This window comes from Burkholderiales bacterium (assembly GCA_013695435.1).
GTDB lineage: Bacteria > Pseudomonadota > Gammaproteobacteria > Burkholderiales > JACMKV01 > JACMKV01.
The window spans coordinates 1-21,258 of sequence record JACDAM010000154.1 but is presented as its reverse complement, the minus strand read 5'-3'; the positions used below and the strand labels follow the sequence as shown (position 1 = coordinate 21,258).

Annotated in this window: 19 protein-coding genes; 12 read left to right on the top strand and 7 right to left on the bottom strand. The window is 59.6% G+C overall.

Annotated elements, in window-relative coordinates; genetic code table 11:
- Nucleotides 1-192: 192 nt before the first annotated feature.
- Complete coding sequence (dapB, locus tag H0V78_08085) at nt 193-999, bottom strand: 4-hydroxy-tetrahydrodipicolinate reductase (GenBank protein ID MBA2351737.1); 807 nt, start codon at nt 997-999, stop codon at nt 193-195.
- A gap of 71 nt (nt 1,000-1,070) precedes the next feature.
- The gene (locus H0V78_08080; GenBank protein MBA2351736.1) at nt 1,071-2,420 is read right to left on the bottom strand and encodes an outer membrane protein assembly factor BamE; all 1,350 of its coding nucleotides are present in this window, start codon (nt 2,418-2,420) and stop codon (nt 1,071-1,073) included.
- Nucleotides 2,421-2,813: 393 nt separating this feature from the next.
- Here H0V78_08080 and fur point away from each other — a divergent pair, with 393 nt between their 5' ends.
- Nucleotides 2,814-3,245: a ferric iron uptake transcriptional regulator gene (gene fur / locus H0V78_08075; protein MBA2351735.1), complete on the top strand. Its 432-nt coding sequence runs from the start codon at nt 2,814-2,816 to the stop codon at nt 3,243-3,245.
- Between the two features lie 81 nt (nt 3,246-3,326).
- On the opposite strand, the gene recN is transcribed toward fur, so the two are convergent.
- The gene (recN, locus tag H0V78_08070; protein ID MBA2351734.1) at nt 3,327-4,988 is read right to left on the bottom strand and encodes a DNA repair protein RecN; all 1,662 of its coding nucleotides are present in this window, start codon (nt 4,986-4,988) and stop codon (nt 3,327-3,329) included.
- Nucleotides 4,989-5,092: 104 nt separating this feature from the next.
- Complete coding sequence (locus H0V78_08065; GenBank protein ID MBA2351733.1) at nt 5,093-5,992, bottom strand: NAD kinase; 900 nt, start codon at nt 5,990-5,992, stop codon at nt 5,093-5,095.
- 78 nt (nt 5,993-6,070) lie between these two features.
- Between H0V78_08065 and hrcA the strand changes: the two genes are divergently transcribed.
- The 7 genes from hrcA (at nt 6,071) to dnaJ (ending at nt 15,300) form a co-directional block, all read left to right on the top strand.
- Nucleotides 6,071-7,087 (top strand): heat-inducible transcriptional repressor HrcA, encoded by a 1,017-nt coding sequence (gene hrcA / locus H0V78_08060; protein MBA2351732.1) that lies wholly within the window; start codon nt 6,071-6,073, stop codon nt 7,085-7,087.
- A 52-nt stretch (nt 7,088-7,139) separates the two neighbouring features.
- Nucleotides 7,140-8,240: a ferrochelatase gene (locus H0V78_08055; GenBank protein MBA2351731.1), complete on the top strand. Its 1,101-nt coding sequence runs from the start codon at nt 7,140-7,142 to the stop codon at nt 8,238-8,240.
- 411 nt (nt 8,241-8,651) lie between these two features.
- Nucleotides 8,652-10,289 carry an alkaline phosphatase gene (locus H0V78_08050; GenBank protein ID MBA2351730.1) on the top strand — a complete coding sequence of 546 codons (1,638 nt, stop codon included), beginning with the start codon at nt 8,652-8,654 and terminating at the stop codon, nt 10,287-10,289.
- Between the two features lie 80 nt (nt 10,290-10,369).
- Nucleotides 10,370-11,068: a hypothetical protein gene (locus H0V78_08045; GenBank protein ID MBA2351729.1), complete on the top strand. Its 699-nt coding sequence runs from the start codon at nt 10,370-10,372 to the stop codon at nt 11,066-11,068.
- Between the two features lie 441 nt (nt 11,069-11,509).
- Nucleotides 11,510-12,064, top strand: a complete 555-nt coding sequence (gene grpE, locus H0V78_08040) for a nucleotide exchange factor GrpE (GenBank protein ID MBA2351728.1) — start codon at nt 11,510-11,512, stop codon at nt 12,062-12,064.
- Between the two features lie 87 nt (nt 12,065-12,151).
- Nucleotides 12,152-14,089, top strand: coding sequence for a molecular chaperone DnaK (dnaK, locus tag H0V78_08035; GenBank protein ID MBA2351727.1), 1,938 nt, complete (start codon nt 12,152-12,154; stop codon nt 14,087-14,089).
- 104 nt (nt 14,090-14,193) lie between these two features.
- Entirely contained in the window at nt 14,194-15,300 is a 1,107-nt protein-coding gene (gene dnaJ, locus H0V78_08030) for a molecular chaperone DnaJ (GenBank protein ID MBA2351726.1), read from the top strand.
- Nucleotides 15,301-15,358: 58 nt separating this feature from the next.
- Here the strand turns inward: dnaJ and H0V78_08025 are convergent, their stop codons facing one another.
- Nucleotides 15,359-16,765 (bottom strand): cysteine--tRNA ligase, encoded by a 1,407-nt coding sequence (locus H0V78_08025; protein MBA2351725.1) that lies wholly within the window; start codon nt 16,763-16,765, stop codon nt 15,359-15,361.
- Nucleotides 16,766-16,918: 153 nt separating this feature from the next.
- Here H0V78_08025 and H0V78_08020 point away from each other — a divergent pair, with 153 nt between their 5' ends.
- The 4 genes from H0V78_08020 to H0V78_08005 are packed head-to-tail and all read left to right on the top strand — an operon-like array spanning nt 16,919 to nt 19,337.
- A complete protein-coding gene (locus H0V78_08020) occupies nt 16,919-17,470 on the top strand; it encodes a tetratricopeptide repeat protein (GenBank protein MBA2351724.1) in 552 nt (183 codons plus the stop codon).
- The gene (locus tag H0V78_08015; protein ID MBA2351723.1) at nt 17,467-18,066 is read left to right on the top strand and encodes a peptidylprolyl isomerase; all 600 of its coding nucleotides are present in this window, start codon (nt 17,467-17,469) and stop codon (nt 18,064-18,066) included. Before H0V78_08020 ends, H0V78_08015 begins: the two co-directional genes overlap by 4 nt.
- A 12-nt stretch (nt 18,067-18,078) precedes the next feature.
- Complete coding sequence (locus H0V78_08010) at nt 18,079-18,570, top strand: peptidyl-prolyl cis-trans isomerase (GenBank protein MBA2351722.1); 492 nt, start codon at nt 18,079-18,081, stop codon at nt 18,568-18,570.
- Nucleotides 18,571-18,602: 32 nt separating this feature from the next.
- A complete protein-coding gene (locus H0V78_08005) occupies nt 18,603-19,337 on the top strand; it encodes a UDP-2,3-diacylglucosamine diphosphatase (protein MBA2351721.1) in 735 nt (244 codons plus the stop codon).
- Nucleotides 19,338-19,369: 32 nt separating this feature from the next.
- Here H0V78_08005 and H0V78_08000 read toward each other — a convergent pair whose 3' ends face one another.
- Both H0V78_08000 and H0V78_07995 read right to left on the bottom strand, forming a co-directional pair.
- Nucleotides 19,370-20,548 (bottom strand): O-succinylhomoserine sulfhydrylase, encoded by a 1,179-nt coding sequence (locus H0V78_08000; protein ID MBA2351720.1) that lies wholly within the window; start codon nt 20,546-20,548, stop codon nt 19,370-19,372.
- 249 nt (nt 20,549-20,797) lie between these two features.
- A complete protein-coding gene (locus H0V78_07995; GenBank protein MBA2351719.1) occupies nt 20,798-21,124 on the bottom strand; it encodes a hypothetical protein in 327 nt (108 codons plus the stop codon).
- Between the last annotated feature and the right edge of the window lie 134 nt (nt 21,125-21,258).

The following is a 21,258-nucleotide window of genomic DNA, read 5'->3' as shown; positions in this document are numbered from 1 at the left end:
GAAAGGCTAAAAGCCTCTCCCGCTTGACCACAGGAATTATACGGGACGCCAGCCCGTTCATCAATCCGCGAGGCTGATTCTGCTGATGAAAGAGCAGGCTTCGTAGAGCGTCAACGGTTCACACAATGACCTGGCGCATGGTGCGCGCCTGACGACTGGAAACATCGGGGAGCGCGCCTGTTTAAACGGCCGCTAACGCAAGCCCAACACGTCCTGCATATCATAAAGGCCTGATTTCTTGCCCGCGAGAAAGCGCGCGGCACGTAAAGCCCCTTGGGCGAACGTCGCACGGCTGGTCGCTTTGTGGGTGATTTCGACGCGCTCGCCGGCGCCGGCGAAAAGCGCGGTGTGATCGCCGACCATGTCGCCGCCGCGTACCGTTGCAAAACCGATCGTCGATGCCGGCCGCTCACCGGTTACACCGTGACGTTCAAAGACCGCGCTGTCGGCGAGCTTTAGTTTGCGCGCTGCCGCGATCAATTCGCCCATGCGCAAAGCCGTGCCCGATGGCGCGTCGATTTTGTGGCGATGGTGGGCTTCGATGATTTCGGCATCGAAGCTGTCATCGAGCACGCCGGCGGCGATTTCGACCAGCTTGAATACGAGATTCACGCCGACGCTCATGTTCGGCGCGAACACGATGGCGATGTCGCTCGCACCCTCGGCCACTTGTGCTTTTTGGGTCGCGTCCATTCCCGTCGTGCCGATAACCATGCTGATTCCCCGGGCGCGGCATGCAGTGAGATGCCGCAACGTGCCTTCCGGCCGGGTGAAATCGATCAGCGTTGCGCAGCCACCCAAGGCAGCTTCGACATCATCGCTGATGGCTACGCCGCAAAATGCTCCGATCGGCTCACCCGCGTCGCGACCGAGCCCCGGGCTTCCGGCGATATCGAGCGCCGCCTGCAAACGCATATCGGGCATCTGGGCGATCGCTTCGATCAAGGCGCGCCCCATGCGTCCAGACGCGCCGGCAACGCCTACGGGCAAAACCGGCATGACGGTTTGCTGAACTTGAGGCGACGTGGCGCGAAGGGGATCCGGCGAATGACCCGGCGCATCGATGGCTATCAGTCGAAGCCAAAAATATCCAGCACCTTGTCCTTCAGGGATTTACCCGAACTGGACGAGGAATCCGGCTTGTAATTATCGGCTGAAATCGTACCGCTGCCTGTTTTCAGCTCGGGCTCCCTGCTTTTTGAAACCGTCTCGGAGCGGACAGTTTCTTCTCTTGCTTCCTCGTCGGGACCTTCGAGGCTGAACTTCTCGCGCAACTGTTCCATAACGGTCTTGCCTTCCCGATTGCGGAATTCAAAACCGCCACTGCCCTTGCTGCGCGCGGTCGTGTCCTTGCTGCCCGTTACTTCGGCTGGCTTGTCCGCGCTTTTCGTCCCGGCGCTCACGTCTTCCGCTTCCGCTTCAGACTCGTCGTCGCCGAAGCCGAACTTCTCGCGCACCTGTTCCATAATGGTTTTGCCTTCGCGGTTGCGCCATTTGCCGTCGCCTTTCGCGGCTTTGGCTGCGCTGCCGCTGGCGCCCGCCTGCCCATCCGGACCGGTCGGGCGGTCGCTATCAAGGCCGGACCCAAATCCGAATTTATCCTCCAACTGCTGGCCGATTGTTTTGCCTGCGCGGTTGCGCAGTTTCCCGTCTTCTTCGATGCCCTCGGCAATGGTTTTCGGCTCGCTGCCGGCTGATTCTCCGGTTTGCGTCCCGCCGGCTTCAGCCTTGATCTTCTCGCCGGTCTGGACGCGCGCCACGGCCGGGCCTTTGAGCCGCTCGACGGTAGGTTTCGGCGCTGCTTCGCCTTCAACCTCGTCGTCACCGAAACCTATAAAACCGAGGAGCTTTCCAGTCATGCTTTTTTCTTCCTTCGCCGCCTGGCGCTTGACCGCGACCGGCTTCCCTTTTGGCGCAGATTCCGCGGACTGAATATCGCCGACGTCTCCAGGAATGCGCGGCTTGCCGGCGTTGCTCGACGCGTCCGCAACCGGAGTCCGCGTACGCGTGTCGGCGGCGGTATCGACGGCAATTGAGCGCGAATCAGCAGCCTTCGCGCCGGCAGTTGCGCGGGCATCTCTACCTGCCACTTCCGGCGCGAGGCCCGTCGCAGGCACGACGTCGCCTTCGACTTTTTCCAGCTTGTCACCCTGGAAGACCGCCGAGACGCGCCGTTGTTCGAGCACTTCACCCGCCTTCTGGTAGCGATAAACGTAGTCCCACCGATCGCTATGGAACGCATCGTTCACAAGTGGGGTGCCGAGAACAAAGCGCACCTGAGCCCTGGTCATGCCGGGCTGCAGTTTGGCAACCATCTCCTGGTTGACGAAATTTCCCTGCTGGATGTCGATCTTGTGAGGCGACAGCGGAGTGGATGAGCACGCCGCGACCAACAGCGAGGCGAGAATAATTATGCGCATGGTAGGCATCCCGGTTGCGAAGAAGAAGTGGCGGCTCGGCGACGGCTGACAGGCTGTTGAAAAACTACTGCGCTTGCCAATACTTCGTTGCTCAAGGCCTCAAAATGCTCATGTATTCCAATATACATTCCGCTTTCTCGGCCATTCGCGCCTCGCGTCTTGGCTGCGCTCGCTACGTTTTTCAACAGCCTGATAACGCTTGAAACCGACTGCCAGCATCCGAGCGCGCGGGCGGTTTGCAAAGGCGATGAAAGCCGATATGATACCCCAGCGGTAAACGAAAATGCCGACGAACGCAACTGTGGCAATGCAGTGTGAGTGAGTCCGCACGTTTGCGTTCGTTGCGGTCGTAGCCTTCGTCCATCCCCCCGTTCATTCCGCCGTGGTCACCCGATGAGCACTGCCAAGGATCTCAAGACCATAGGCCTGAAAGCGACGCTGCCGCGGCTTCGCATTCTCGATCTGTTCGAAAACAGCAAGGTCAGGCATCTCAGCGCTGAAGACGTTTACAAGCTTTTGCTCAACGAAGGCATGGACGTTGGCCTCGCCACCGTGTATCGCGTACTCACGCAATTCGAGCAGGCCGGTCTTTTGGTGCGCCGCCATTTCGAGAGCGGCAAGTCGGTGTTCGAAATGACCGACGCCGGCGAGCACGATCATCTCGTGTGCCTGCAATGCGGGCTCGTCGAGGAGTTTTACGACCGCGAAATCGAACGCCGCCAGATCAAGATCGCGAAAGACCGCGGCTTCGCAATTCATGACCACTCGCTGTACATCTACGCCGATTGCACCAAGCCGCAGTGCCCGAACAAGACTGGTTCCTGATCGGGTCAGGGGCAGAGGGGCAGCGCCAATGTCAGCGAATAGGCGTCCTTATTCCCTTCGCTTTTTCCTTTCCCCTGCTCCCTAACCTCGGTTTTTAAGCATCTCCTCAGCGTGTCTGCGCGTCGCGTCGGTGATTTTGACGCCACCCAGCATGCGCGCAATCTCCTCAGCGCGGGCGGCCTCGTTGAGCAGAATGATGCGGCACGACGCGCCGTTCCTGCCGCTGGTCTTTACCACTTGCCACTGCTGATCCGCGGCCGCCGCGACTTGCGGTAGGTGCGTGATGCACATCGCCTGGCGCTTGCGGCCAAGCTTGTGCAGCATGCGGCCGACTATTTCGGCGACGCGGCCGCCAATTCCGGCATCGACTTCGTCGAAAATCAGTGTCGGTACATGCGCGAGCTGGCTGGTCACGGTCTGAATCGCCAGGCTGATGCGCGACAGCTCTCCGCCCGAAGCAATTTTGCCCAGCGCGGAGGGTTCGGCCCCGGTTTGTGTCGCGACCAGGAACTCTATGCGTTCAAGCCCTGATGCGGCCGCCTCGGCAAGCGGCGTCAGCGCGATCTCGAATCGGCTGCCGCTCATCGCCATTTCGCCCATCGCGACGCTGACTTTTAGCGAAAGCTCGCGCGCAGCGCGTTTGCGATCCGTGCTTAATCGCGCAGCCGCTTCCCGGTAACAAGCCTCGGCCGCGGCTTCGCGCTCCACAAGCGCCGCACGATCGCTTGTCTGCTGCAACTCTGCAATGCGCGCGCGCAGTTCGCTCAGCAACGCGGGCAGCGCTTCGGGTTGGACGCGAAACTTGCGCGCGGCCGCGTGCAGAACAGCGAGACGCTGCTCGGCGCGTGCGTAACGATCGGGATCGAGGTCGAGCCGTTCCTGATAATGACGCAAAAAATAAACGGCTTCCTGCAACTGAATGCGCGCGGGTTCGATCAGCCCCAGCAACTCGTGCAGCGCCGGATCGTAATCGATCTGGCTGGTCACGCGCGCCGAGAACGCGTGGAGCTGCGTCAGACACGCGCCTTCGGCCTCGGACAACAACTCGATCCCGCTTTGCGCGGTTTCAAGCAAACTCGCCGCGTGCGCGAGCCGCGCGTATTCGATATTGATCTGCTGCCATTCACCGTCGGCGAGTTGCAAAGCGTCGAGTTCGCGCAACTGCCATTGCAACTCGTCCTGTTGAGCCGCGAACGTCGCCGCGGCGGCATCGACGGTAATCCGCTTGTCGCGCACCGACCGCCATTCACGGTAGCTGGCGGCGACGGTCGCAACCCGCTCCTGCAAGCCACCGTACGTGTCGAGCAGTTCGCGCTGCATCGCGGCTTTCAGGAGCGATTGATGCGCGTGCTGGCCGTGGATATCGACGAGCAACTCGCCGGCTTCGCGCATTTGCGCCAGGGTGCAGGCGCGCCCGTTAATGAAACCGCGCGAGCGGCCTTGCGCGTCGATCGCGCGGCGCATCAGGCAAACGCCGGCGTCGCCAGTCAAGTCGTTGTCGCTGAGCCAGCGTCCGAGAGCGCCGCTTTCGCCGATTTCAAACCCGGCGCTGATTTCGGCGCGATCGCATCCGCCGCGGACAACGCTGGAGTCGGCGCGCTCGCCGAGCGCCAATGCCAGGGCATCGATGAGCACGGATTTGCCAGCGCCGGTTTCTCCGGTCAGAACCGTGAAGCCTGAAGAGAATTCGAGCTCGGCGGATTCGACGATGATGAAGTTGCGGATGGAGAGTGTGGTCAGCATTCGAGGGCTGGTGAACGGCGAAGTGCAAAAAGCCAGCAATAAAGCGTGATCTTACCGTTCACCGATCGTCTTTCGCCGTTTGCCCGCATTTGTTCACGGTTCGCTCACAACGTCTCGCTCCAATGCAGTTTCTCACGCAGCGTATGGTAGTAGTCGTGGCCCAGCGGATGCAGCAGCCGTATGCTGTTCGCATAGCGGCGGACGACGACGCGATCGGCCTCGCGCAAATCGAAATTGGAATGACTGTCGAAATGCGCCCGCGCATCGACGGTATCGCGCATCATCACTTCGATCACCGAGCCGCTGGCGACCACGATCGGGCGCGTCGAAAACGTATGCGGGCAAATCGGCACCAGCGCCATCAGATTCAGCCCCGGGTGCAGCACCGGGCCGCCGGCCGATAATGCGTAAGCGGTCGATCCGGTCGGGCTGGCGATGATCAGGCCATCGGAGCGCTGCCGGTACAGAAAGCGGCCATCGATGCGAACCTCGAACTCGATCATGCTGCTCTTCGTGCCTTTGCTGACGACGACGTCGTTGAACGCGAGCACGCCGAACACGCTTTGATCGCCGCTGAATACTTCGGCGTCAAGCAGCATGCGGTCTTCCGCGACGTACTGTCCATCGAGGATCGCGCCGATCGTCTCGAACATGGTGTCGATCGAAATATCGGTCAGAAAACCGAGCCGGCCCTGATTGACGCCTACCAGCGCCACCTCGAAAGGCGCCAGCGTGCGCGCGATGTTGAGCATGGTGCCGTCGCCGCCCAGCACGATCGCGAGGTCGGCGCGCCTGCCGATTTCTTCGAGCAGCAGCACCGGGTAACCGCAAGCGCCGACGTGCGCCGAAGTCAGGCGGTCGAGCAGCACGTTCACGCCGCGCGCTTTCAGGAAATCGGCGAGCTGCAGGAGCGATCCCGCAATCTCCGGGCTCTTGTATTTCCCGATCAGCGCAACGGTCTGAAAAGACGCGGTTTGCTGCGCGGTTATCGGCGTCGTATTCATGCCCGGATTAAACCATATCGGTTCTTGCGAGACAAAGCTGTCAGGGCGTCGCTCACGCCGAACGTGTAAAATGCCGTCATGTTGAATGAACGCGCGCAGGTGCTGCTGAAGACGCTGGTCGAGCGCTACATCGCCGAAGGACAGCCGGTCGGCTCGCGCGCGTTATCGAAAATGTCAGGGCTCGACCTGAGCCCGGCCAGCATACGCAATGTGATGGCCGATCTCGAAGAAATGGGCTTGATCGCGAGCCCCCACACTTCGGCCGGCCGCATCCCGACCGCGCGTGGCTACCGCTTTTTCGTCGATACCCTGCTGACCCTCAAACCCCTGGATCGGGCCGAGATTTTCCAGCTCGAAGGCCAGTTGCAGGCCGATCAGCCGCAAAAGCTGATGAGTTCGGCGTCGCAATTGCTATCGGGGCTCACGCATTTCGCCGGCGTGGTGATGACGCCGAAACGACGCAACACCGCATTCCGCCATATCGAATTTTTGAGCCTGTCGGACAAACGCATATTGCTGATCGTGGTGGCGCCGGACGGCGACGTGCAGAATCGCATCATCGTCACCGACAAGACTTACAGCGGTTCGGAACTGACGCGCGCGGCGAACATGTTCAACCAGAATTACGCCGGGCGCACGTTCGGGGAAATCAAACACCTGATCCAGGATGAACTGAAGCAGTTGCACCACGATTTGAATCAGCTTCTGACGGCAGCGCTCGAGGCCGGCAGTCAGGCCATGTCGGAAACCGGTGAAGATTACGTGATGTCCGGCGAGCACAATCTGCTGCGCGTAGAGGATCTGTCTTCGAACATGAAAAGCCTGCGCGATTTGTTCGATCTGTTCGAACAGAAAACAGCGCTGCTGCAACTGCTCGATATCAGCGGCCGCGCCCAAGGCGTGCAGATTTTCATCGGCGGCGAATCGGGTTTGCTGCCGCTCGACGAATGCAGCGTGGTGACCGCGCCGTATGAAGTCGATGGCCGCGTGGTCGGCACCGTCGGTGTGATCGGCCCGACGCGCATGGCGTATGAGCGCATCATTCCGATTGTCGATGTGACGGCGAAGTTGTTGTCGAGCGCGTTGTCGCATTGACGCCTGGGGCACGATCCCCGATTCAACTACGGGGCCTGATCCCCGGTTCAATATGTCACTATCCACTTGGACCCACGGTACTGCCCCCAAGACTGCGGTTCTGCTCGTTAACCTGGGCACTCCGGACGCACCGACGGCGCGCGCGTTGCGGCCGTATCTGAAGGAATTTTTATCGGATCGCCGCGTGATCGAGATTTGGCGACCGCTGTGGTGGCTGATCCTGAATGGCGTCATTCTGAACGTTCGGCCGAAAAAATCGGCGGAAAAGTACGCGCAAATCTGGATGGCTGAAGGCTCGCCGCTGCGCGTGCATACCGAGCGTCAGGCCGGGATGCTGCGCGGCTATCTCGGCGAGCGCCTGAAAACCTCAGGCGCGGCGCCGCTTATCATCGAGCACGCGATGCGCTACGGCAGTCCGTCCATCCCGTCCGTCCTGGCCAGCCTCCGCGAACGGCATTGCGAGCGCATTCTGCTTCTCCCGCTCTACCCCCAATACGCCGCCAGCACTGTGGGCACGGTTTTCGATGTCGTTTTCCGGGAGCTGACCGGACTGCGCAATCCGCCCGAACTGCGGCTCGTTAAGCATTATCACGACGATCCGCGCTACATCGCAGCGCTTGCGCAAAGCGTCCGCGATTACTGGATGACGCACGGCCGGCCGGACAAGCTGCTGATGAGCTTTCACGGCGTGCCGAAGGCGACGCTGGAAGCCGGCGATCCTTACCACTGCGAGTGCCAGAAGACCGGCCGCCTGCTGGCCGAAGCGCTGGGCCTCGAGGCAAGCCGTTATCAGGTCTGCTTTCAATCGCGCTTCGGCCGCAGCGAATGGCTGCAGCCCTATACCGCCGGCCTGCTGACCGAACTGGGCCGGCAAAAAACCGGCCGCGTCGATGTCGTCTGCCCAGGCTTCGTCGCCGATTGCCTGGAAACGCTGGAAGAAATCGCGATGGAGGGCAAGGCGATTTTTCTGGAAGCGGGTGGCGGTGAGTTTCATGCGATCCCGTGCCTGAACGAGCGCGACGACTGGATGCATGCGCTGACCGGCATTGCGCTCGACAATCTCGGCGGCTGGGTCGGCGCGGAATCCGATCAGACGGCAGCTCGCGACGAGCAGAGTCGGCAGCGCGCTTTACGGCTGGGAGCGAAAAGGTGATGCGGCGCTGAAATGCCGCTAGCCCCGAGCAGGTGAAGAGGAATCGCATAACACATCGATAGGGGCGCGTCCTCCGTTCATATCGACAAACTCACCCAACCGGAGGCCTCGATCAGCGGCCTCCAGGATTTTCCTGCTCGGCCCCCCGTTTGTCAGTTCTTCTTTCCGCGTTTCCTTGGTTCGCTTGCGTCTCGCGACCCGTCGCGCACTGAAATGGGGGCCGTTCGTTCGTAGCTGATATCGCGCGCCGCCCAACGTAATCGATACCGGAAAACGCGTCATCGTTACGCAATATGCGCTGCGTAAGCTTCCTCCAGCAACCCGACTTTCGGGCGACGTTCGCTTAACGCAAGCTTCCCGTCCTTCGCAAATCGCTTTGCAAATCCATACACAACCGGTGAGGAGTTATCGATGAAATTCGTTTCGTGCAGCACAATTGCCGTCGTGGCAATCGCCGCCAGCGCGGTTCTGACGCCCGTCAGCCTGGCCCAGCAATCGGCGGCCCCGGTCGTTAAAGGGCCGGAATCCGTGCAGGATTGGTTCCAAAGCGGCCAGCAGTTTATTGAAGACGCCCGGCACGATACGCGCCGCATCAACCGCCACGCGAAGAACGTGATCCTGTTTGTCGGCGACGGTCTGGGCGTCTCGACCGCGTCCGCCGCGCGCATCCTCGAAGGGCAGATGAATGGCAAGCCCGGTGAGGAAAACCAGTTGTTTTTCGAAAAACTTCCGTTCCTGGCGCTTTCCAAAACCTATTCGTGGGATCAACAGACGCCGGATTCAGCGCCGACCATGACCGCAATGGTGACAGGCTACAAGGCGCGCGAAGGCATGCTCGCCGTCGACCACACGACCAGCCGCCTCGAATGCGATGCGCAAACGATCGCGAGCAAGTCACTTGCGACCATCCTCGAACAAGCCGCATATCAGGGCAAGGATACCGGCGTGGTCTCGACTGCGCGCATCACGCACGCGACCCCGGCCGCCAACTATGCGCATACCGCGGTGCGCGACTGGGAAAGTGATGCCGAAATCCGCAGCCATGAAAAAACCGCGAAGCTCGCGCCGGGCGCGTGCGGCGTCAAGGACATCGCGCGGCAGATGATCGAAGTATCGGACCACGTCAAACGCAGCCTGAAAGTCGCGCTCGGCGGCGGCCGGCCCTACTTCATCAGCGACAAGCTGGCCGATCCGGAAGATCCGACCGCCACCGGCCGCCGCAAAGACGGCCGTGATCTGACCGCCGAATGGGTTTCGTCGCGCGGTAAAAAAGCCGCTTACGTCTGGAACAAGAGTCAGTTCGACGCGGCGACACCCGCGAACACCGACTACCTGCTCGGCTTGTTCGAGCGTTCGCACATGCAATTTGAAGCCGACCGCGCGAAGGACGTCGGCGGTGAACCGTCGTTGACCGAAATGACTGAAAAAGCGATCGATCTGCTGGCGAAAAATCACAAGGGCTTTTATTTGCACGTCGAATCCGGCCGCATCGATCACGCGCACCACGCTGGCAACCCGTATCGCGCGCTGACCGACACCATCGAATTCGCCAAGGCGATCAAAAAAGCCTACGAGATGACCGATCCGAAAGAGACCTTGATCATCATTACGGCCGATCATAGCCACGTGTTCACGATCGCAGGCTACCCGCATCGCGGCAATCCGATTCTGGGGAAGGTCGCCGAAGTGCCGAACAAGGATGGCGAGCCGACCGAACTTGCGCAGGATTTGCTCGGCTTGCCGTACACGACGTTAAGCTACGCGAACGGCCCCGGCTATACCGGAGCGTCCGATGCGCAGCCTGCCGGCATCAAGACGTTTCCGCATAATCCCAAGACCTTCACCAACGGCGCCGCCCGGCCCGATTTGACCAACGTCGATACGACGACGCCCGCGTTCATGCCTGAAGCCACGGTTCCGTTGGGTTCGGAGACGCATTCCGGGGAGGATGTCGCGATCTATGCGATCGGGCCGAAAGCGCATCTCGTGCATGGCGTCATGGAACAGCACTTCATTTACCACGTGATGAAGGAAGCGTTCGGCTTCTGAAATTAGAACGATTGCTTCAGTAGCCCTGGCCAGCGGCGCTGTCATAGCGCCGCTGCTTTATTGGTAACAAGGAATCGAAAATGCGTACTTTCCTCATTTCATTAACGTTCGCCGCGGGATTGCTGACTTTTTTGCCAAGCCGGGCGGAAATACACAGCGCCTCCGATCCACTCGCCGCCAAATACGAAACCAGCTTCACCGATCGCGACGGGCAAACCGTGCAGCGAGGCGCCTGGTATATCGCGCGCAATGACGCGCGTATCGAAACATCAAGCGCCGGGAGGGGCGAAATCTGGCAGCGTTCGCCTGGCGGTCGAATTTCGCTGCGGCGCGTGTTCCGCGACGACAGCATCGTCATCGAATATACGGCCGCCGAACTCGCTGCACGGGGCATTACGCCGGATTGGGAAACGCTCGGCTCAGTGGTCGCGCCGGCAGCTCTGCGGCAATTGCAACCCGTCGCCGATGACGACGGCAAAGACACCGCGGCGACTCTATTCCGCGGCAAAGCGAATGGCGAAGATATCGAAATCCGGTGGCTGCCGGAAAAAAACGTCCCGGCGCTCGTCAAACGCAGCGGGCCGCAGGGTACTTTCACCCTGCGGCTGGTCGAAACGCGATCAACGCCGGCGGCCGAATGGCGACTGTCTTCGCATTTGCCTCTGAGCGACTTTCGCACGATAGATGCAGCCGACCTCGGCGATCTCGAGCACGACGCGGCGGTCAAGCGGCTGTTGCGCCAGGACCCGGCGCAACAGCCCCACGCGCATTCGCACTGATGTCAAGCTTGGGGGCTAAACGCCGCTCGATGACAGAGCGAACTGAGCTGCCAGCGCCAGTTCGTCGGCTCGCCACAGCCGTGCGTGATCGGTAGTACCCAGCGAAAGGACGGGAGGCGGTTCGTTCAGAGCGCTTTAACGGTTGAGCCTGGATCGGCTCAGAACAACAAAGGCAGCCACAGCTGCCTTTGTTGTTTGTAGCCTGCGCAAAGCGCTGCGAAATAACCGGAGCCCAACGCGTTCCGCGGCGATAAACTCCTGCCCTGGGAGCGCGTTTTCGTGGCGCGGCGTCCAGCCTGGTCTGCATGCGCCTACGCAGAGTGTCGAGCAAACCGGCGTTGTTCAAGTGAGTCGAAATACAAGCCTGACGGTTACTGACCGCCCCTTGAAGTCCGAAATAAGCGCCCAATATGTTGCGAATCTGTCCTGGAGGATTTCCGCATGCATGATGAAAAACAAAATGAACTCAGAGGTGAGCAACCGGAAGTGCTGCTGGAGGAAACCCAAACTGTTGCGCCTGCCCCTTTTTACGACGAGGCAGCGCTGGCCGAACTTGGACAGCGTGTACAGCAAGCCGAGCGCGCCGCCGAAGAGCACCGCGAGAACTGGCTGCGCGCGCGCGCCGACACCGAAAACATGCGCCGGCGCATGCAGGCCGATGTGGCGAACGCGCATAAATACGCGATCGATAATTTTTCGACCGAAATTCTCGCCGTCAAGGATGCGCTGGAAGCGGCGCTGAACATCGAAAGCACGAATCTCGAAAGCCTGAAGAACGGCGTCGAGCTGACCTTGCGCCAGTTGAAAGCAGTATTCGACAAATTCAATATCAGCGAAATCAATCCGGTCGGCGAACCGTTCGATCCGCACAAGCATCAGGCGATGACCATGGTCGAATTCGATGCGCCGCCGAATACTGTCGTGCAAGTCATGCAGAAAGGCTATCAGTTGAACGACAGGGTGATACGCCCGGCGCTCGTGATGGTCGCAAAATAGCGCCGCAAACAGGCTTGAAAACGGCCGGGCAAGCCTCATATAAGAGCCAGGCACATTCATCAAAGCATCCATTCAAGGGTTTCAGACATGGCAAAAATCATCGGCATCGATCTGGGCACCACCAATTCATGCGTCGCCGTCATGGAAGGCGGCACGCCGAAAGTCATCGAAAATTCCGAGGGCGCGCGCACCACGCCCTCGATCGTCGCTTATCCGGAAAACGGCGAAGTGCTGGTCGGCGCGCCCGCCAAACGGCAGGCGGTGACCAATCCGAAGCACACGTTGTACGCGGTCAAGCGCTTGATCGGTCGGCGCTTTGGCGAAAAAGAAGTGCAGAAAGACATCGACCTCATGCCGTACAAGATCGTCAAGGCAGACAATAACGACGCCTGGGTCGAGGTGCGCGGCAAGAAAATCGCGCCGCCCGAAATCTCGGCGCAAGTGCTGCTGAAGATGAAGAAAACCGCCGAGGATTACCTGGGCGAGCCGGTCACCGAAGCGGTCATTACGGTGCCGGCCTATTTCAACGATTCGCAGCGCCAGGCGACGAAAGACGCCGGCCGCATCGCCGGGCTCGACGTCAAACGCATCATCAACGAGCCGACGGCGGCCGCGCTCGCTTTTGGCATGGACAAGAGAGAAGGCGACCGCAAAATCGCGGTATACGATCTCGGCGGCGGCACGTTCGACATTTCGATCATCGAAATCGCCGAAATCGAAGGCGAGCATCAGTTCGAGGTGCTGTCGACCAACGGCGATACCTTTCTCGGCGGCGAGGACTTCGACCAGCGTTTGATCGAATACCTGGCGGACGAATTCAAGAAGGATTCGGGCGTCGATCTGCGCAACGACGTGCTCGCGCTGCAACGTTTGAAAGAAGCCGCCGAGAAAGCCAAGATCGAGCTGTCGTCGTCGACGCAGACCGAGGTCAATCTGCCCTACATCACGGCCGACGCCAACGGACCGAAACACCTGGCCGTCAAGGTCACGCGCGCCAAGTTCGAAAGCCTGGTCGAGGAATTGATCGAGCGTACGATTGCGCCGTGCAAGATGGCGATCAAGGATGCCGGCGTGAAGATTACCGACATCGAGGACGTAATTCTGGTCGGCGGCCAGACGCGCATGCCCAAGGTGCAGGAGAAGGTCAAGGAGATCTTCGGCCGCGAGCCGCGCAAGGATGTGAATCCGGACGAAGCGGTCGCGGTCGGTGCTGCGATCCAGGGCGGCGTGCTGCGCGGCGACGTCAAGGATGTGCTACTGCTCGACGTGACGCCGCTGTCGCTCGGCATCGAAACGCTGGGCGGCGTGATGACCAAGCTGATCAACAAGAACACGACGATCCCGACCAAGGCGAACCAGACGTTTTCGACGGCCGAGGACAACCAGACCGCGGTGACGATACACGTGCTGCAGGGCGAGCGCGAAATCGCCAGCGGCAACAAGAGTCTGGGTCAGTTCAACCTGACCGACATTCCGGGCGCGCCGCGCGGTCTGCCGCAAATCGAAGTCACTTTCGACATCGATGCAAATGGCATATTGCACGTTTCGGCCAAGGATAAGGCGACCAACAAGGAAAACAAGATCACCATCAAGGCCAATTCCGGCTTGAAGGAAGATGAAATCCAGCGCATGGTCAAGGACGCCGAAGCCAATGCCGAGGAAGACCGCAAGGCGCTCGAGTTGGTGCAGGCGCGCAACAGCTGCGATGCGATGGTGCATTCGGTCAAGAAATCGCTGAAAGAACACGGCGACAAGGTTTCAACCGACGACAAGGCAAAAATTGAGGAAGCGCTGAAGGACGCCGAAGAAGCGTTGAAGAGCGGTGACAAGGATGCGATCGAATCCAAAACCGAAGCATTGGCCGCCGCTTCGCACAAACTTGCCGAGCAGATGTACGCCGAGCAACAGAAACCGCAGGACGCGCCGCAGGACAGCGGCGAGCAGCGTGCCGGGGCGGACAGGAAACACGATGACGGCGATGTCGTTGACGCCGAATTCGAGGAAGTGAAAGAGAAAAAAGCTTAAGGGGCGGTAACCTCGCCTCCAAGGCGGCGATTGGCTTAACTGGCCGGATCAGGGAGCGGCATCGCGACCTGATCCGGCCACTCGCATTTGGGAAAACTCTGTACATGGCGAAGAAAGACTATTACGAAGTGCTGGGCGTGAACCGCGATGCGTCCGAGGACGATCTGAAAAAGGCCTATCGCAAGCTCGCCATGAAGCATCATCCAGATCGCAATCCGGACAACCCGAAGTCCGAAGCGCAATTCAAGGAAGCCAAGGAAGCCTACGAAGTTCTGACTGAACCTTCCAAGCGTCAGGCCTACGATCAGTATGGTCACGCCGGCATCGACGCGAACGCTGCGCAGGGCTTCAGCGGCGGCTTTGCCGATGCCTTCGGCGACATTTTCGGCGACATTTTCGGCGGCGCGCGCGGCGGCCGGTCGAGCTCTCACCGGGGCGCCGATCTGCGCTACAACCTCGAAGTTTCCCTCGAAGAAGCGGCGCGCGGCACCGAAACCAAAATCCGTGTGCCTACCCTCGAAGAATGCGGGGCCTGCAAAGGTTCGGGCGCCAAGGCGGGTACCCAAGCAACGAGCTGCCCGACGTGCGGCGGCAACGGCCAGGTGCGGATGCAACAGGGTTTTTTTTCGATTCAGCAAAGCTGTCCGAAATGCCACGGGACCGGCAAATTCGTATCGACTCCGTGTGCGACCTGCAGTGGCGCCGGCCGGGTCAAGAAGCAGAAAACCCTGTCGGTCAAGATTCCGGCCGGGGTGGACGAAGGCGACCGCATCCGTTTGTCCGGGGAAGGCGAAGCCGGATCGCACGCGGGCCCGGCGGGCGATCTGTATGTCGTCATTCATATTCGCCCGCATCCCGTTTTCACGCGCGACCACAACGATTTGCACTGCGAAATGCCGATCAGTTTCTCAGCGGCGGCGCTGGGTGGCGAAATCGAGATTCCGACTCTGGACGGCTACGCCAAAATCAAGATTCCGGCGGAAACGCAAAGCGGCAAGGTGTTCAGGCTGCGCAACAAGGGAATCAAGGGCGTACGCAGCAACACGCCGGGCGATCTGTTATGCCATCTGATGGTCGAAACACCGGTCAACCTGACCGCGCGTCAACGCGAACTGCTGCAGGAACTGGAAACCTTGAATCAGAAAGACGCCTCGCACAATCCGCGCGCGCGCTCCTGGATGGACAAGGTCAAGGAGTTCTTTGCCGAGTAATAACGGATGACGTGATAAAGGGCTAGTGTTCGATTGTCGTGTCGAAAAGCGCGATCGGTCAGGCGCGGCGCCAGATCGTTCCTTCCGCCGTATCTTCCAGCAGGATGCCAGCATCCTGCAGCTCATCGCGAATGCGATCGGATTCGGCAAAGTCTTTCGCCTTGCGAGCCGCACTTCGCTCGGCAATCCGCCGATCGATCATCTGCGCGGAAAATGCAATGCCGGAAGCGTCAGCCGCAACATCGGCAGTTTGCGATATCCCCGGCTCTGCCTTCAGATACTGCTCTGAATCGCGCCTCAACAAACCAAGAGTTGAAGCGATCGACTTCAACAGGCGCGCATCCAGCGCCGATCTCGCCCTGTTCACTTCATTGGCGAGTTCGAACAAGACGGCGAGCGCTTCCGGCGTGTTGAAATCATCGTCCATCGCCAGCTTGAATCGAGCCGCGCGCGGCTCCTGCCAATCGATCTGCATCAAATCGGGATCGATTCCGCGCAGCGCGGTGTAAAGCCGCGTCAGCGCCTGTTTCGCATCGTCCAGATGCTGGTCCGAATAATTCAGCGGGCTGCGGTAGTGCGCGCGCAGGATAAAAAAGCGCACGACTTCGGCGTCATACTTCTTCAGGATTTCACGCACCGTGAAAAAGTTGCCGAGCGATTTCGACATCTTTTCATTATCGACGCGTACGAAGCCGTTGTGCATCCAGTAATTGACGAAAGTATGGCCGTGCGCACCCTCCGACTGCGCAATCTCGTTTTCGTGATGCGGAAACTGCAGATCCTGGCCGCCGCCATGAATATCGAAATGTGCGCCGAGCAAATGCTCGCTCATGGCCGAACATTCGATATGCCAGCCGGGACGCCCTTTGCCCCACGGCGCTTCCCAGGACGGCTCATCGGGCTTGGCCGCCTTCCAGAGCACGAAGTCGAGCGCGTCGCGCTTGCCCGGATCGACTTCAACGCGCTCACCGGCGCGCAGTTCGTCGAGAGATTTGCCCGATAATTTGCCGTAGCCGGGAAACTGATGGACCGCGTAATACACATCGCCATTCAGAGCCGCGTAGGCAATGCCTCTATCGATCAGCGCCTTGATGATGTCGATCATATCCGGAATGTGGCCGGTGGCGCGCGGTTCGAAAGACGGTTCGGCAATGCCGAGCAGCGCGGCATCTTCATGCATCGCCGCGATAAAGCGCCCGGTCAGCGTACCGATGCTTTCCTTGTTTTCGGCTGCGCGCTTGATGATTTTGTCGTCGATATCGGTAATGTTGCGGACGTAAGTCACGTCGAGGCCGCTGACGGCAAGCCAGCTCTTGACCATGTCGAAAACCACCATCACGCGCGCGTGTCCAAGGTGGCAGTAGTCGTAGACCGTCATCCCGCAAACGTACATTCCGACTTTGCCGGGCTTGATCGGGACGAAGCTCTGTTTGCTGCGCGTCAGCGTGTTGTAAACGTTCAGCATCGATTTATCGAAAGGCGAACCCCGGTATTGTTGACTGGGAAGCGGCCGCGCTTGTTGGTAAAATCAGGCACGCGCGGGGATGGTAAACAAGTGGATAACAAGTAGATGAGCAAGCAGATGAGCAGGCGGATAAGTGCGCGAAAATTATAGCATATGACCTCGACTTTTCTGGCCTCGCGCATCGCTCTTGTCACCCTGTCAATCGTATTGAGCCTGCCGGCATCGGCGGATGAATTCGACAACAGCGGGCGGCTTTTACAGCAAGGTAAATTGCCCGAGGCGCTGGCGCAGATCGAAGCTTATCTCACCGCACATCCGAAAGATGCGCGAGCGCGTTTTTTGAAAGGCGTCGTTCTGACCGGGCAACAAAAAAGCGATGAAGCCATTGCCGTGTTCTCCGCGCTGATCGAAGACTATCCCGAGCTGCCGGAACCTCACAACAATCTCGCTGTCCTGTATGCGTCGCGCGGCGAATACGACAAGGCGCGCGAGCAACTCGAACGCGCACTGGACAACCGGCCGAACTACGCGATCGCTCACGAGAATCTCGGCGATGTCCACGCGAAAATGGCGGCGCGCTCTTATGCCCGGGCGCTCGAATTGGCAGACAAAAACCCGGCGCTAGCAGACAAGCTCGAAGCGCTGCGGCGTCTGTTGCCGGAACCCGGCGCCCAGCCACAACCACTTTCGAAAGGTAAACCATGATCGTCAATATTCTTCGCTTCCTCGTTGTTTTCATGTCCGTGACAGGCATAGTTCAAGCCGCCAATCCGCAGGTAAAAATCGAGACGACCCAGGGCGACTTCACGGTCGAGCTGTATCCGGAAAAGGCGCCGAAGACGGTTGAGAATTTTTTGCAGTACGTGCGCGAAGGATTTTACGAAGACACTATATTCCACCGAGTGATCCAGGGCTTCATGGTTCAGGGGGGCGGCATCAGCAAGGATCTGAAGGAGAAGAAGACGCGCGCGAAGATCAACAGCGAAGCGAATAACGGCCTGAAAAACCAGCTCGGCACGATAGCGATGGCGCGCACCGCGGACCCCGATTCGGCAACCGCGCAGTTCTATATCAACCTCAACGACAACCGCTTTCTGGATTTCAAAGGGCTGACACCCAATGAATACGGCTACACGGTGTTCGGCAAGGTCACCGAAGGCCTCGATAAGGTGGTCAGAATCGGCGCGCAGCCGACCGGCGCCAACGCGATGTTTTCGAGCGATTCTCCGAAAGAGGCGGTTGTCATCAAAGGAATCTCTATCATCGAACCGAAAGTAACACGGTCGTCTCCAACGAAATAAGAAGGACAAAGCATGGTTAAACTTCACACCAGCCTGGGTGTCATCACGCTTGAGCTCGACGCCGGGAAAGCGCCCGCCACGGTTGAAAATTTTTTGCAGTATGTGCGCGACGGCTTTTACAACGATACCGTGTTCCATCGCGTCATCGAGGGATTCATGATTCAAGGCGGCGGGTTCGAGGTGGGGATGCGGCAAAAAAACGCGCGCGCCGAAATAAAGAATGAAGCCGCCAACGGCCTGAAGAATGATACTTACACGGTGGCCATGGCGCGCACGCCCGCTCCACATTCCGCAAGCAGCCAGTTCTTTATCAACGTGGCCAACAACAGTTTCCTGAATTTCACCTCGGCCTCGCAGCAGGGCTACGGCTATTGCGTGTTCGGAAAAGTTGTTGAAGGCCAGGATGTCGTCGACAAGATCAAAAAAGTCAAAACAGGGACGAGCGGTGGCCATCAGGACGTGCCACAGCAGGACGTCGTCATCGAGCGCGCCGAGGAATGCTGACGGAGTAGCCGAAGTCTGCGCTGGCGTTTCGCGTGAAACCGACGCTGTTCGTTTCGGACTTGCATCTGTGCGCGAGCCGGCCGCGCATCAATCGCATCTTCTTTGATTTTTTGAACGACACCGCGCCGCATGCGGATGCTCTGTACGTGCTCGGCGACCTGTTCGAATACTGGGCCGGCGATGACGATCTGGCCGATCCATTCCATGCCGGCATCGTTGCGGCATTGCACGGCTTGAGCGAGCAGGGTGTTGCGCTGTACCTGATGCACGGCAACCGCGATTTCCTGATCGGCCGCCAATTCGCCGATGCTTGCGGCGCCACGCTCCTGCCCGATCCGGTCATCGTCGGCGTCGCTAACGTGCCGACTCTGCTGACCCACGGCGATCTTCTGTGCACCGCCGATCGCGACTATCAAAACTTTCGCGGCAAAGTGCGCGACCCCGCATGGCAGCAGGCCTTTCTCGCGCGACCGCTCGCCGAGCGCAAAGCCGAAATCGCAGGACTGCGAGAACGCAGCACGCGGAAGAAGCTCGAAAAGGCGGCCGGCATCATGGATGTCACGCCGTCCGCCGTCGCAACCCTGCTGCGCGAAAGCGGTTATCCGCGTTTGATCCATGGCCACACCCATAGACCGGCGCGCCATGTGCATGAGATCGACGGCCGGCGCTGCGAGCGCTGGGTGTTGCGGGATTGGTACGACAGCGGCGCTTACCTGCATTGCGACGAAAGCGGCTGCGCCGAAGTGCTGATAAGGGATTCCGGATAAGTCCCCAGCGCTGTTATTCCGGCCCAATCTGCCTAAATCGCGCTCAATCCCCGTTCCAGATCGGCTTTGATATCGGCGATTGCTTCGAGCCCGACGGCGACGCGCAGCAAGCCCTCGCCGATGCCTGCAGCAGCGCGTGCTTCTGGCGAAATGCGGCCGTGCGTGGTGGACGCGGGATGGGTAATCGTTGTCTTGGTATCGCCGAGATTGGCGGTGATCGAAATCATGCTCGTCGAATCGACGACTTTCCATGCCGCGGCGCGGCCGCCGCCCACGTCGAAGGCGACGATGCCGCCACCGGATTTCTGTTGTCTGCGCGCAAGTTCGCATTGCGGATGCGAGGGCAGCCCAGGGTAATAAACGCGTTCGATTGTCGGCTGCGCTTCCAGCCAGGTGGCAAGTTCATAGGCGGCCGCACAATGCGCGGCCATGCGGATATTCAGCGTCTCCAGTCCTTTCAGACAAACCCAGGCGTTGAACGGGCTCAGGCTCGGCCCCGCCGTGCGCAGGAAGCCGAATACGCCGTCCATCATCAGATCCCGTTTGCCGAGCACTGCGCCGGCCAGCACACGGCCCTGGCCGTCGAGATATTTGGTCGCCGAATGAATGATGATATCGGCGCCGAGTTCGAGCGGTTTCTGCAACGCCGGCGTGCAAAAACAGTTATCGACGACCAGCCACGCGCCGGCTTTTCGGGAGACTTCGCTCAACGCGGCAATGTCCGAAATCTCCGTCAGCGGATTCGACGGCGTTTCGACGAACAGCAGTTTCGTATTCGGCTGCACCGCCGCGCGCCATTGCGCAACATCGGTCGCCGGAACGAAAGTCGTATCGACGCCGAATTTCCTGAATATATTGCCGAAGAGTTGCACCGTCGCGCCGAAGATGCTGTGCGATGCGATCAGATGATCGCCGCTTTTCAAGAGCCCCATCACGCAGGCAACGATCGCCGACATGCCGGAAGCGGTCGCAATGCAGCACTCGGCGCCTTCCATCGCCGCGAGCCGCTCCTGAAACGCCGTTACGGTCGGGTTGGTAAAGCGCGAATAGACATTGCCTGGCTCGTCGCCGCGAAAGCGCGCCGCGGCTTGTGCGGCATTGTCGAACACGAAGCTCGAGGTCAGATACAGCGCCTCGGAATGTTCGTTGAATTGACTGCGATGGGTGCCGGCGCGGACCGCCAAAGTTGCGAGTTCGAAATCGTCAGACATGGTGCCCTCACGGATTGCGCGGCGGGTCATCCATGCCAAGGAACAGCGGACATGAAAAAACCCGTTCAGCTTGCGCCAAAACGGGTTGCCCACGCTTTAGCCGAATTTATTTCACATCCGGCTATGGTCGAGATTGTCTTCCAGCCGGTGGCGCCCGCAAGCTGTATCAAATCGGCGCGGAGATAAACGTACGCCGGCCGTAGGTGAAAGTCAATCGGTAATGTGGGATCGGCGAGTGTGCAAGGGCCGCTAGACCGGCAGGTTGTCGACTGCGTCGAAAAAATGTCTCGCGTTGATAGGCTGAACCAGTTTCGGTGCGAACGACTGCCCCTTGTCCTGCTTGACCACGTACACCTGCGCGGCATTGTTGCCTTTCGCCATATTCTTGGCTTCCATCACCGCGAACGGATCGTCCGCATTGACCATGATGATATCGGCTCGATTTCGTTCGGTGACGTCGGCCACGCGGTAGCGGCGCGGTCGTGCGGTGGAAAGCTTGGATAAACTCTTGATCAGAGTCATATCGTGGTTTGGCAAACCGATCAACGCAATGAGGTAGCTGCCGTCCTTATCCATTTTTTCCCTAACAGTTCGTTGAACTTATCCCCCGACCCAGTCCACGGAGCCGAAGGGTAATACGTTGAGTAGTGAGTCGTACAGAATCGAGACGGAGAGCGCGATGCGTGGAGCGGACGTAACTCAGGAAGGTT

Excerpts from the sequence above, each read along its gene's own strand:
- dapB (MBA2351737.1), bottom strand. The coding sequence starts at position 999 with ATGCCGGTTTTGCCCGTAGGCGTTGCCGGCGCGTCTGGACGCATGGGG.
- H0V78_08080 (MBA2351736.1), bottom strand. The coding sequence starts at position 2,420 with ATGCGCATAATTATTCTCGCCTCGCTGTTGGTCGCGGCGTGCTCATCC.
- fur (MBA2351735.1), top strand. The coding sequence starts at position 2,814 with ATGAGCACTGCCAAGGATCTCAAGACCATAGGCCTGAAAGCGACGCTG.
- recN (MBA2351734.1), bottom strand. The coding sequence starts at position 4,988 with ATGCTGACCACACTCTCCATCCGCAACTTCATCATCGTCGAATCCGCC.
- H0V78_08065 (MBA2351733.1), bottom strand. The coding sequence starts at position 5,992 with ATGAATACGACGCCGATAACCGCGCAGCAAACCGCGTCTTTTCAGACC.
- hrcA (MBA2351732.1), top strand. The coding sequence starts at position 6,071 with ATGTTGAATGAACGCGCGCAGGTGCTGCTGAAGACGCTGGTCGAGCGC.
- H0V78_08055 (MBA2351731.1), top strand. The coding sequence starts at position 7,140 with ATGTCACTATCCACTTGGACCCACGGTACTGCCCCCAAGACTGCGGTT.
- H0V78_08050 (MBA2351730.1), top strand. The coding sequence starts at position 8,652 with ATGAAATTCGTTTCGTGCAGCACAATTGCCGTCGTGGCAATCGCCGCC.
- H0V78_08045 (MBA2351729.1), top strand. The coding sequence starts at position 10,370 with ATGCGTACTTTCCTCATTTCATTAACGTTCGCCGCGGGATTGCTGACT.
- grpE (MBA2351728.1), top strand. The coding sequence starts at position 11,510 with ATGCATGATGAAAAACAAAATGAACTCAGAGGTGAGCAACCGGAAGTG.
- dnaK (MBA2351727.1), top strand. The coding sequence starts at position 12,152 with ATGGCAAAAATCATCGGCATCGATCTGGGCACCACCAATTCATGCGTC.
- dnaJ (MBA2351726.1), top strand. The coding sequence starts at position 14,194 with ATGGCGAAGAAAGACTATTACGAAGTGCTGGGCGTGAACCGCGATGCG.
- H0V78_08025 (MBA2351725.1), bottom strand. The coding sequence starts at position 16,765 with ATGCTGAACGTTTACAACACGCTGACGCGCAGCAAACAGAGCTTCGTC.
- H0V78_08020 (MBA2351724.1), top strand. The coding sequence starts at position 16,919 with ATGACCTCGACTTTTCTGGCCTCGCGCATCGCTCTTGTCACCCTGTCA.
- H0V78_08015 (MBA2351723.1), top strand. The coding sequence starts at position 17,467 with ATGATCGTCAATATTCTTCGCTTCCTCGTTGTTTTCATGTCCGTGACA.
- H0V78_08010 (MBA2351722.1), top strand. The coding sequence starts at position 18,079 with ATGGTTAAACTTCACACCAGCCTGGGTGTCATCACGCTTGAGCTCGAC.
- H0V78_08000 (MBA2351720.1), bottom strand. The coding sequence starts at position 20,548 with ATGTCTGACGATTTCGAACTCGCAACTTTGGCGGTCCGCGCCGGCACC.
- H0V78_07995 (MBA2351719.1), bottom strand. The coding sequence starts at position 21,124 with ATGGATAAGGACGGCAGCTACCTCATTGCGTTGATCGGTTTGCCAAAC.